At 71.9% G+C, this 9,881-nt stretch carries 9 protein-coding genes and 1 pseudogene; 5 read left to right on the top strand and 5 right to left on the bottom strand.

The annotated features are described in order from the left end of the window. The first annotated feature begins 95 nt into the window (after positions 1 to 95). Complete coding sequence (locus tag ABZ281_RS22415) at positions 96 to 1,097, top strand: adenosine deaminase (protein ID WP_356658018.1); 1,002 nt, start codon at positions 96 to 98, stop codon at positions 1,095 to 1,097. On the opposite strand, the gene ABZ281_RS22420 is transcribed toward ABZ281_RS22415, so the two are convergent. From ABZ281_RS22420 to ABZ281_RS22430, 3 genes are all read right to left on the bottom strand, one after another. Then, complete coding sequence (locus ABZ281_RS22420) at positions 1,079 to 1,594, bottom strand: DUF664 domain-containing protein (RefSeq protein ID WP_356658006.1); 516 nt, start codon at positions 1,592 to 1,594, stop codon at positions 1,079 to 1,081. The two genes, ABZ281_RS22415 and ABZ281_RS22420, sit on opposite strands and share 19 nt — an antisense overlap. Positions 1,595 to 1,621: 27 nt before the next feature. Then, complete coding sequence (locus ABZ281_RS22425; protein WP_356658020.1) at positions 1,622 to 3,112, bottom strand: carotenoid oxygenase family protein; 1,491 nt, start codon at positions 3,110 to 3,112, stop codon at positions 1,622 to 1,624. Between the two features lie 74 nt (positions 3,113 to 3,186). Beyond that, positions 3,187 to 4,104 carry a LysR substrate-binding domain-containing protein gene (locus tag ABZ281_RS22430; RefSeq protein WP_356658008.1) on the bottom strand — a complete coding sequence of 306 codons (918 nt, stop codon included), beginning with the start codon at positions 4,102 to 4,104 and terminating at the stop codon, positions 3,187 to 3,189. A 116-nt stretch (positions 4,105 to 4,220) separates the two neighbouring features. Between ABZ281_RS22430 and mgrA the strand changes: the two genes are divergently transcribed. Next, complete coding sequence (gene mgrA, locus ABZ281_RS22435) at positions 4,221 to 5,213, top strand: L-glyceraldehyde 3-phosphate reductase (RefSeq protein ID WP_356658010.1); 993 nt, start codon at positions 4,221 to 4,223, stop codon at positions 5,211 to 5,213. Positions 5,214 to 5,271: 58 nt separating this feature from the next. On the opposite strand, the gene ABZ281_RS22440 is transcribed toward mgrA, so the two are convergent. Then, complete coding sequence (locus ABZ281_RS22440) at positions 5,272 to 5,559, bottom strand: DUF1905 domain-containing protein (RefSeq protein WP_356658022.1); 288 nt, start codon at positions 5,557 to 5,559, stop codon at positions 5,272 to 5,274. 76 nt (positions 5,560 to 5,635) lie between these two features. Next, positions 5,636 to 6,019: a nuclear transport factor 2 family protein gene (locus ABZ281_RS22445; protein WP_356658012.1), complete on the bottom strand. Its 384-nt coding sequence runs from the start codon at positions 6,017 to 6,019 to the stop codon at positions 5,636 to 5,638. A 335-nt stretch (positions 6,020 to 6,354) separates the two neighbouring features. Here ABZ281_RS22445 and ABZ281_RS22450 point away from each other — a divergent pair, with 335 nt between their 5' ends. From ABZ281_RS22450 to ABZ281_RS22460, 3 genes and pseudogenes are all read left to right on the top strand, one after another. Further along, positions 6,355 to 6,765 (top strand): hypothetical protein, encoded by a 411-nt coding sequence (locus tag ABZ281_RS22450; RefSeq protein ID WP_356658014.1) that lies wholly within the window; start codon positions 6,355 to 6,357, stop codon positions 6,763 to 6,765. A gap of 92 nt (positions 6,766 to 6,857) precedes the next feature. Then, on the top strand, positions 6,858 to 9,197 hold the full coding sequence (locus ABZ281_RS22455) for an FHA domain-containing protein (protein ID WP_356658016.1): 2,340 nt from the start codon (positions 6,858 to 6,860) through the stop codon (positions 9,195 to 9,197). Between the two features lie 9 nt (positions 9,198 to 9,206). Continuing rightward, positions 9,207 to 9,710, top strand: a pseudogene (locus ABZ281_RS22460) (hypothetical protein); the annotation flags it as partial. Positions 9,711 to 9,881 lie beyond the last annotated feature (171 nt).

Here is a 9,881-nt window from a genome sequence, read left to right on the forward strand (position 1 = left end):
GTCCACGCCCCGCCTGCCCTCGGGCTGCGACGCCGAGCCCGCACTGCGGAACCTCGACTGGGCGGTATTGGCTCGCGACGCCCCGGAGCACGTGCCTGCGCCCCGCCACCGTGGTGGAGCTGGCGGAGGCGGTCGGCCACACCCTGCCCACCACCGACCCGGACGAGCTCGCCGCCTGGTACTACGAGGCCGCCAACTCCGGCGACCTGGTGCGCTACATAGCCACCTTCGAGCACACCCTCGCCGTGATGCAGACCCGCGAGGGCCTGTTGCGCACGGCTGAGGAGTACGTGCTCGACCTGGCGGCGGACGGTGTCGTGTACGGCGAGGTGCGCTACGCCCCCGAGCTGAACACCAACGGCGAGCTGACCATGGCCGAGGTCGTGGAGACCGTCCAGGAGGGCCTCGCGGCGGGCATGGCGAAGGCGGCTGCCGCGGGCACGCCCGTGCGGGTCGGCACCCTGCTGTGCGGGATGCGGATGTTCGACCGGGTGCGCGAGGCGGCCGACCTGGCCGTGGCGTTCCGCGACGCCGGTGTCGTCGGCTTCGACATCGCCGGTGCCGAGGACGGCTTCCCGCCCGCCGACCACCTCGCGGCCTTCGAGCACCTGCGCCGCGAGAACGTGCCCTTCACCGTCCACGCCGGGGAGGCGCACGGCCTGCCCAGCATCCACCAGGCCCTCCAGGTGTGCGGCGCCCAGCGCATCGGGCACGGCGTGCGGATCACCGACGATATCCCGGACCTGGCGGCGGGCAAGCTCGGCCGGCTCGCGGGCTGGGTGCGCGACCGGCGCATCGCGCTGGAGATGTGCCCGACGTCCAACCTCCAGACGGGCGCCGCCACCTCGATCGCCGAGCACCCGATCACCGCGCTCAAGGACCTCGGCTTCCGCGTCACCCTCAACACCGACAACCGGCTCGTCTCGGGCACCACGATGACCCGTGAGATGTCCCTGCTGGTCGAGCAGGCGGGCTGGACCGTGGAGGATCTGCGCACGGTCACCGTCAACGCCCTGAAGAGCGCGTTCCTCCCGTTCGACGAGCGCAACGCACTCATCCGCGACGTGGTGCTGCCCGGTTACGCCGCCGCGCTCTGAAGCAGCCCCCGCAGGTAGGCGGCCTGTCCGATGTGCTGGAGATCGTCGGACAGGACGCTGACCAGCCGGACGCCCAGGGTGACCGGCGGGTCCCAGCGCTCGTCGACGACCCGCTCCAGATCCTTGGCGGCGAGGCCCCGCAGGGCGTCCAGGCTCTGCTCGTGCACCGCGTCGTAGTAGCCGGTCAGCAGCTCGCCCGAGTCGACCCGGACCCGGGCCACCTTGGCGGGGCTGTGGCCGTAGCCCGTGTCACGGCGCGGCAGGTCAAGACCGAAGCGCTTCTCCCAGTCCTGGGACAGCCACACCTGTTCCAGACCGAAGGCGTCGGCCATGTGGTCGTCCTGGACGCGGGTGAGGTGCCAGACCAGCCAGGCGATCGAGTTGGTGTCGGGGGAGGGGCGGGCGCTCAGCTCGTCGGTCCCGAGACCCACCACGATGGCGTGGACTTCTTCGCGGATGCGGCTGAAGCCGTCGATGAGGATGTCCTTCGCATACATGAGTCCACCATCGCGCATCGCCGGGGATCACGCGTCGGGAATCCAGCTCCCGTGGAACCCCAGCGGCACCCGGCCCGGGAGGTGGATCCGGGCCACCGGCTCCCCGGTGAAGTCCTGGGCCGCGACGATCACCAGGTCCGATGCCCCGCGGTCTGGGTTGTGCACATACGCGATCGCATACCCGTCGTCCTCCGCAGCCCGCCCGTCGCACGGGTCGGACGGCACGAACACGGCCTCGCTCGCCGCCGCGTCCGCGGGCAGCCGGTGCACCTCGGAGGTGCCGCGCAGCAGGTCGTGCTTGATGAGCGCGTTGGCGAAGGCCCCGTCGGGCGGGGTGCCGTCGACCGCCTGGTAGGCGCGCGACATCTCCGCGGCCGCGGCCGCATAGCCGTACCGGTGCCTGCGGGACACCAGCGCCTCGTTCACCTGCGGGAACTCCTGAGGGCGGTCGTCCAGGGTCCTGGTCCGCACCCGGCCGTGCCGCAGGTCGATCGTCCAGCGGTCGAGCCGGGGGGTGCCCGCCGTGTGGGGGCCGCCCGAGCCGTTGCCGGCGACGAGGAACGGCGCGTCGAAGGTCGTCATGTCGACGACGATGTGCGGGCCCTCCTCGTACGCATTGAGCGTGTGCGAGTAGTGGACCGGGTCGACCTCGAACCAGCGGACCGGGCCGTCCCTGCGGGGCAGCACGCCGACCCGCGCCGGATGCCGGTCGTTCCAGACGTACGGCACGAGGTCGCCGCGCTCGGCGCCCGCCGAGTCGAAGGTGACCGGCATGTCGAGGATCACCACGTGATTCTCGGTGAGCGCGAAGTCGTGGATCATCGGCGCGTCCGCCACCGGGATCCTCGTGGTCCGCACCACCTTGCCCGCCGGGCCGACGGCCTGGTGCCGGACGTGGTCCCAGGTCGGGTAGTAGGCGATCGCATGCAGCTCGTCGGCCTGAACGTCGAACTTGGTGTGCGCGGTGAGCGGGCCCCGGAGCGTGCCCCGGAAGTCGTACGTGCCGACGGTGTTGAGCTCGTCGTCGAGTTCGTACGGCAGCGGCCCGCTCTCCTGGAGCGCGAGGATCCGCCCCGGGTGGGGGATCACGTGGGTGTCGCACGGGAAGTCGTCCGGCGGCAACGGACCCGGATAGGGCTCGCCGAGCTTCTTCGCCACCTGCGAGGAGCGCACCCAGCGGTTGCGGTACCACTCGGCCCGGCCCTCACGCAGCCGCACCCCGTGCACCATGCCGTCGCCGAGCATCCAGTGGTGGGCGCGCGGGTCCTCCAGGCCCAGGACGTTGGGGCCGTTGCGCAGGTAGCGGCCGTTCAGCTCACGCGGGATGCGGCCGGTGACCGGCAGGTCGAAGGCCGTCAGCTCCTCGGTGACCGGCTCGAATGCACCCTCCAGGAAGGGGAAGCGGTGTGGTGCGGTGGGGCGTCGCCAGGGCTGGAGCGGCTGCGGCGCCGGTGCCGACGAGCGCGCCGGCCGCGGTGACCGCGGCCGCGCCGCGCAGCACGCTCCGCCGTGTGGGATCCGTCATCTGCCCTACTCCTGACCGTCGTTGCCTCCGGGAACGGTCACGAGTCTGCTGTGCGGAACGGATCGGGTCAGGAGGAGTGGACACCCTCCCGGGGTGGTGCCAGACCCCCTGTCTCCAGCAGCCCCATCAGGGCCCGGGCCGCCGGACTGGTCGCCTGCTCGGGCGGCAGCAGCGCCACCGTCTCGTACACGGCGTCTTCGGCCCCCTTCACCGGCAGGGCGGTCAGCGAGGCGCGCTTGTGCCGGAAGTGACGCGGCACGACGGCGATGCCGAGATCCTCGCCCACGAGGTCGAGGAGGCTGTGCACGTCGTTGACCTCCAGGGCGACGCTCCGGCGGACGCCCGCCGCCGCGAACGCCGCGTCGGTGGTACGTCGCGGCCCCCAGTCCGGATGGAAGTCGACGAAGACCTCACCGCCGAGATCCTCCGGTGTCACCGCCACCCCGGCCGCCGCGAGCCGGTGGCTCGGATGGCACAGCACGGTCATCGGCTCGCTCGTCAGCGGCACGGCCCGCAACTGGTCGGTGTCCTCCTGGGCGGTGCGCACGGCGAACGCCAGATCCAGGCGCCCGGCCGCGACCTCCTCCGCAAGGGCCCCCGAGCCCGCCTGCCGCAGACAGATCTCCACGTCCGGGTGGCTCCGCCGGAACGCCGCCAGCAGCCCCGCCACGTGCACCCCGGCGATGCACTGCTCGGATCCGAGCGCCAGCATCCCGCGCAGCACGCCCTGCACCGCGGCCACCGCCTCGTGGGCCGAACGGACCTGAGCGAGGATCCGCTCCGCCTCGCCGAGCAGCGCCCGCCCGGCAGGGGTCAGCGTCACCCGGCGGGTCGTGCGCACGAACAGCGGTGTCTGCAGCTCCCGCTCCAGCGCCCGGATGGACGCCGACAGGCCCGACTGGGACACCAGGAGGCGTTCCGCCGCGCGGGTGAAGTGCTGGTCCTCGGCGACCGCGACGAAGTGCTGCAAGTGACGCAGTTCCATGACTGAGAAGCGTAGCCGCTGAATTCCATCGGATTCTTCTGTTGGACGCATGAGCGCAGGTCACGCAGAGTGGACACCGGTTTCATCCCGACCGTGCCAACCCCTCTGGAGTCGCGTTGTACACCGCACACCCCGACCGCTACGCGGACATGCCCTACCGGCGCACCGGACGCAGCGGCCTGAAGCTCCCCGCGCTCTCGCTCGGACTGTGGCACAACTTCGGCCCGGACCGGCCCGTCGAGACGCAGCGCGCCATCCTGCGCCGCGCCTTCGACCTCGGTGTCACCCACTTCGACCTGGCCAACAACTACGGCCCGCCGCCCGGCGCCGCCGAGTCCGCGCTGGGCGAGTTCCTGAAGGCGGACTTCGCGCCGTACCGCGACGAGCTGGTGATCTCCACCAAGGCCGGCTACCTGATGTGGCCGGGCCCGTACGGTGAGTGGGGATCCCGCAAGTACGTGCTGTCCTCGCTGGACCAGAGCCTGAAGCGGATGGGCCTGGACTACGTCGACATCTTCTACTCGCACCGCCCCGACCCGGACACCCCGCTCGAGGAGACGATGGGTGCCCTGCACTCGGCGGTGCAGCAGGGCAAGGCGCTCTACGTCGGCGTCTCGAACTACTCCGCGGAGCAGACCCGCGAGGCCGCCCGCATCCTGGGCGAGCTGGGCACTCCGCTCCTCATCCACCAGCCGCGCTACTCGATGCTGGACCGCCGCCCCGAGGACGAGGGCCTGCTCGACGCCCTCGACGAGCTCCAGGTCGGCTCCATCGTCTTCAGTCCGCTGGAGCAGGGCGTGCTCTCCGCCCGCTACCTCGACGGCATCCCCGACGGCTCCCGGGCGGCCGGCGACAGCCCCTTCCTGAGCTCCGACGCGCTCACCGAGGACCTGGTGGGCCGGCTGCGCGATCTGAACGACATCGCGAAGTCCCGCGGCCAGACCCTGGCACAGATGGCACTGGCCTGGGTGCTGCGCGGTGGCCGGGTCACCTCCGCGCTGGTCGGCGCGAGCAGCGCGCGGCAGATCGAGGACAGTGTCGGCGCCATCCGCAACCTGGACTTCGACGCGGACGAGCTGGCCCGCATCGACGCCATCGTCAAGCAGTAGCGGGTCCGCCTGCCCGGGGGCATCGGTCCCCGGGATCCGGGCTACGAGCGGATCGGCCTTACGAGCCGGTCCGCTCCTCGAGGCGCACGGTCACCGTGTCGCCCTCCTCCTTGCCGATGGCCTTACGGATGCCGGCCTTTACGGGCAGCTTGTGCGTGCCGTCCCCCAGGGCCATGAACGAGCTGCGGAAGGGGTGGCCGTCGATCGTTCCGCGGACCTTGACGAGGCCGCGGGTGCCGAAGAACGCGACGGACCGGGGCCAGACCAGATAGGTCCAGCCGCCCTCGGCGGGGCTTTTTCGCAAAACGGCGGTGAATTCCGCGTCCAGTTCTCCTGTGACGGTCATGACGTCCTCCGGGTGCTCGGCGGTCTCTGCCTCGTGCAGACCGCCGGACGCCGGAGAACTCATCGCGACACCGGCCTCACGCTCCGGCGGGCACCCGGTCCAGGAACCCGAGCACGGCCCTGATCCGGCCCTGCCCGTCCAGGATGATCACATCCGACCCGGCGACCGGTGCCGAACCGTCGGCGGTGCTGACCGGTTCCCACGAGAAGCGGGCGATGTCGTGGTGCCCGTCCACGACACCGGTGAGCCGGAACTCGAACCCAGGGAACCGCTTCCGGGCCGCCGCGATCACGGCGGCGATCCCCTCGTGACCGCTGGCGTCGGCCAGGGGGTCGGTGTAACCGCCGTCCTCGGTCCAGGCGGCGGCGACCGCTTTGGCGCGTGCGGCCGGGTCCTCGGCGTTCCAGGCCTCGAAGTAGCGGGCGACGGCGTCGCCGTGACGGCGGGCGGTTGCGGACATGGGCGATCAGCCTCCAGGGAGTCGTACCTGCTGGTCAGGGCCCGGATTCCCCTGGCGGTGAACCCGTGTGGCCACCTTGCCCGCACTCGCCGGGAGCGTCGATTACCTCCGGAATCATGGGCCGTTGCGACCCCTCGCCGGGTTTCGGCCAGCCCGGGGTGTGAATATGCCAGGAGAGTGGCCGGAAAGTCGTGGTGACAGTGATTCAGTAGTGAACATACTGACCTGCGGGAGCGCTTTTCACATCGAGCGACGGCGCCCTCACGCACAGCACGCGAGCCGCAGCAGAAGCGAAGCCGGGCCGGCAGACGGGCAGGGCAACGGGGGAGGGTCACGTGCACGACGAGTTTCTGTGCCACGTCACGGCATACGGAGTCTGCGACGGCCGCCGTATCGGAGTGCCCCTCGGTACCTACCGGGCGCCCACTCTCGCCCTCGCCCTGTGGTGGCTGCGCGACCGCGCCTCCTGGATCGCCCAGCGTCTTGACCCCCGGCCCGACGCCGACCACTTACCGCCGGGCGCGCTCGTGCCGGTCGCCCACACCGTGCCCGACGTGCCCGGGCTGCTGCGCGCCTGGTGCGCCGATCCCGCCCAGCAGGAGCGGATCGCCGAGGAGTTGGCGGCCGGACGGCTGGTACGCATCGCCACCAGTGACGACACCACCGAATACGAATTGCTCGCCGAGTCCGTGGACGCCCTCCGGATGCAGCGCGCCGCTCCCTTCGTCGGCATCACCGTCGGCTGACCCGCTGACCCGCTGACCCGCTGACCCGCTGACCCGCTGACCGCTCCCGCTCGCCCAGGCGCACAACAGGGCAAATCGGTAGAATCTTGACCATGGCGCAACCCTCGGTAGCACCAGAGCTCGTGCTGGAGACAGAGACCGGCACCACCGTGATGATTCCGGGCCGCGACTACCACGTGGGGCGCGACCCGTCGTGCGAGATCGTCATCGACGACGACCGGGTCTCCTGGCACCACGCCGTGCTGAAGCCCGAGGACGGTCACTGGACCATCGAGGACGAGGACAGCACCAACGGCACCTATGCCGACGGCCGGCGCATCCACGAGTGGGACGTCGGACCCGGCAGCGTCATCCGCTTCGGTAGTCCGGCCGACGGACCGCGCATGACACTCGCGGGCCGCCCCGCCCCCGTCCCCCGCACCCCGGAACGCCCGTCCGCCGTCTCCATGCCGGCCCACACCGGCACCTACCGGCAGCCCACGACCGTACGGCCGCTGCCCTCCCGCACCGTCCGCATCGGCCGCGCGACCGACAACGACCTGGTCATCGACGACCTCCAGGTCTCCCGGCGGCACGCCGAACTGCGCGCCCTGGCCGACGGAACCTACGAGATCATCGACCTGGGCAGCCACAACGGCACCTACCTCAACGGCAGCCCCGTCACCCGCGCCCCGGTCGGCCAGGGTGACATCGTCGGCATCGGCCACTCGGCGTTCTGCCTCGTCGGCGACCAACTCCAGGAGTACGTCGACACCGGTGAGGTCTCCCTCGACGTGCAGGACCTCGCGGTCTCCGTCGACCGCGGCCGCAAGACGCTCCTCGACCACGTGTCCTTCCCGGTGGGGGAGAAGTGCCTGCTCGCCGTCGTCGGCCCGAGCGGCGCCGGCAAATCCACACTCCTCAACGCCCTCACCGGCCAGCGGCCCGCGGACCACGGCACCGTCCTCTACGACGGCCGCGACCTCTACCGCGACTACGCCGAGCTGCGCCAGCGCATCGGCCTGGTCCCGCAGGACGACATCCTGCACGCGCAGCTGACCGTCCGCAAAGCCCTCTCCTATGCCGCCGAACTGCGCTTCCCGCAGGACACCGCCAAGGCCGAGCGGCGCGCCCGGGTCGACGAGGTCATCCGCGAACTGGGCCTGGAACAGCGCGCCGACCAGCACGTGCACAGCCTGTCCGGCGGTCAGCGCAAGCGCGTCAGCGTGGCCCTGGAACTGCTGACGAAGCCGTCCCTGCTGTTCCTCGACGAGCCGACCTCCGGCCTCGACCCCGGCATGGACCGCTCGGTGATGCACATGCTGCGCGGCCTCGCCGACGACGGCCGGACCGTCATCGTCGTCACCCACAGCGTGCTCAGCCTCGACGTGTGCGACCGGCTCCTCGTGCTGGCGCCCGGCGGGAAGATCGCCTACTACGGGCCGCCCGAGGAAGCCCTGGCGTTCTTCGCCTTCGAGGAGTGGCCGGAGGCCTTCGAGGCCTTCGACCGGGACACCGACCGGGACTGGGCGGGGGAGTACCTCGCTTCGCCCTTCCACGGCCGGTACGTGATCGACGCCTCCGCGCAGCCCCAGCAGCCCCGGTCCGAGCCCGTCGTCATCACCGCCCCGCCCCGGCCGCGCAGCCGGGGTGCCCAACTCGGCACGCTGGTGCGCCGGTACGCGGCCGCGCTCAGCGCCGACCGCACCTTCCTGATCATCATGATCGCCCTGCCGTTCGTGATGGGCGCGATGGCCCGTGCCCTGGCGGGCGGCAAGCTGACGCAGGACACGGCGATGAACGCGCTGCTCATCCTGTGCGTCGGCGCGGTGCTCACCGGAGCCGCCAACGCCGTCCGCGAACTCGTCAAGGAACGCGTGATCTACCAGCGGGAACGGGCGGTGGGCCTGTCCAGATCGGCGTACCTGATGTCCAAGGTCATCGTCCTGGGCGTCATCACCGTGCTCCAGGCGGTGGTGCTGACCCTGGTCGCCCTGTTCGGCGTGGACCTCAACGCACCGGGCGGCGAAGGCGTGCTGATGCCGCCGCTGGTGGAGATCACGGTCGCCGTCGCCCTGCTCGCGTTCACGGCGATGATGCTCGGCCTGCTCATCTCCGCGCTGGTGCGCAAGGAAGAGGTGACGATGCCGCTGCTCGTGCTCATCGCCATCGTCCAGGTCGTGTTCTGCGGAGCCCTGCTGAAGCTGGCCGACACCCCCGGACTCGAGCAGCTGGGCTGGCTGGTGCCGGCGCGCTGGGCGCTGGCCGCGATGGCCGGCACGGTCGGACTGGCCCGGATCGTGCCCGACGACCTGACGAAGGACCCGCTGTTCGAGCATTCGGCGGGCACGTGGCTGCTGGACGTGGGGATGCTGGTCGTGCTGTCGGTGCTCTTCGGGTTCCTGGTGTCCCGCATGCTGCGCCGGCACGAACCGGCCGTCATGCGGAAGTAGGGAGCGCCGATGACGACCCCCGGCTTCCGGCCCACGCACGTCGTCCCGCAGCACGGGATGCCCGCCTGGGAGGCGCCCGACCCGGCCCGGCCCACCGTGGACCTGGACCCCCTGCTGCCGGTGCAGCTCCTGGAGCGGCAGGGCGACTGGGGGCACGTGCTGTGCTTCAACGGCTGGTCGGCCTGGGTCGACGGCCGCCGCCTGGTCGCCGTGCCGCTGGATCCGCCCGCCGCGGACGGGCCCCTCACCCGTGCCGCCGATCCGCGGCCGCTGCTGGGCCGGGCGCAGGAGGCCCTGGCGCGCTACCGCTCCGCGGTGGAGGACCTCGCGGGCGGCCTCGACCGGGAGTCCTTCCGCACCCGCACCCGCGGCCTGCGGACCGGCGTCGTCATCGACGGCGAGTCCGTGTGGCTCTACGACTCCGCCCATGGTCACTGGGTGTACGCCGACGGCAGCCGGATGACCACGTACGCGACGGACGAGACGCCGGCAGCCGAACCGGGGGCGCACCCGGCCGAATCGCCCGTGCGTCCGCCCACGCGAGTGGTGCCGCCCGAGGGCCCCGTCGAGACGGGCCCCCCCCCCCGCCCCCCCCCCCCCCCCCCCCCCCCCCCCCCCCCCCCCCCCCGCCCCCCCCCCCCCCCCCCCCCCCCCCCCCCCCCCCCCCCCCCCCCCCCCCCCCCC

It is taken from the genome of Streptomyces sp. NPDC006265, assembly GCF_040613555.1.
Classification (GTDB): domain Bacteria; phylum Actinomycetota; class Actinomycetes; order Streptomycetales; family Streptomycetaceae; genus Streptomyces.

Bases quoted from the DNA above. Each gene is read 5' to 3' on its own strand.
- ABZ281_RS22420 (WP_356658006.1), bottom strand. From the start codon at position 1,594: ATGTATGCGAAGGACATCCTCATCGACGGCTTCAGCCGCATCCGCGAA.
- ABZ281_RS22445 (WP_356658012.1), bottom strand. From the start codon at position 6,019: ATGTCCGCAACCGCCCGCCGTCACGGCGACGCCGTCGCCCGCTACTTC.
- ABZ281_RS22455 (WP_356658016.1), top strand. From the start codon at position 6,858: ATGGCGCAACCCTCGGTAGCACCAGAGCTCGTGCTGGAGACAGAGACC.
- ABZ281_RS22440 (WP_356658022.1), bottom strand. From the start codon at position 5,559: ATGACCGTCACAGGAGAACTGGACGCGGAATTCACCGCCGTTTTGCGA.
- ABZ281_RS22430 (WP_356658008.1), bottom strand. From the start codon at position 4,104: ATGGAACTGCGTCACTTGCAGCACTTCGTCGCGGTCGCCGAGGACCAG.